This window comes from Oleiphilus sp. HI0067 (genome assembly GCF_001635735.1).
The window spans coordinates 1-883 of the sequence record NZ_LWFI01001483.1 but is presented as its reverse complement, the minus strand read 5'-3'; the positions used below and the strand labels follow the sequence as shown (position 1 = coordinate 883).

Genomic DNA, 883 nt, shown 5'->3' with positions numbered 1-883 from the left:
AATGGTTTTAGTTACGACTGCGTCAGTATTGTTTCTAAACTTGCTATTAGGCTTTAAGGAAGTAGAGCCACACGAGCAAGGATTAGTGTATTACGGGTTTGATAATTCTAATGACAAACCAGAAAAGTTCTTTTTTGAAGAAGTTGAACCATATTCTGAAATTAAGTTTCGAAATATTGTTCGACAAGCATACGACTACAGCTGTGGTTCGGCCGCATTAACCACAATTCTACAACATTATCTCGGGCGTAATTTCCAAGAACGTCAGGTGATGGAAGGACTGCTTCACTACGGGGAGAATGAAAGAATCGTAGAGCGTCGCGGTTTTTCGATGCTTGATATGAAGCGACTTGTTACAGCATTGGGGTTTCCTGCAGGTGGTTTTCGGGCTGAAATGCAAGACTTAATTGATTTGGACCATCCGGCAATTGTCCCTATTCAATACTCCGGATTTAAGCATTTCGTGGTGGTTAAAACGGTTAAGGATGATCGTGTGTTTATCGCTGATCCATCTAAAGGCAACTTAACTTTCACGATTGATCGATTTAAAGAAGCTTGGGACCAAAACGTATTGTTTGTTGTGTTTCCAGGTGACACTAAGCCAGTTGATGGATTGGAATTGAGAGAAGAAGATTTGCGGTTTATTGATGAGCAAACGCTCTCTTTGCAAGCATTCCAAGAATATCCAGATTATTTCGATATGCGCCAGTGGAGAGTGCAGAACGAAATTGAACGTTTAAAGAATAACTCTCCAGAAGATATTGCGAATGGAGCGCCTACAGTCGAGAACACGACTAAGACGCTACATTACCGTAGAAACTAATATAAAGCGAACGAAGCGAGTATTAACAAGGATTTTCCCATGGCTGTATGGTTACGGCTG

Annotated in this window: 1 protein-coding gene; it reads left to right on the top strand. The window is 41.1% G+C overall.

The features are described from left to right. Positions 1-823 (top strand): C39 family peptidase (locus A3739_RS24135; RefSeq protein WP_068477040.1); only part of this gene is annotated, 823 nt, incomplete at its 5' end. Positions 824-883: the final 60 nt, after the last annotated feature.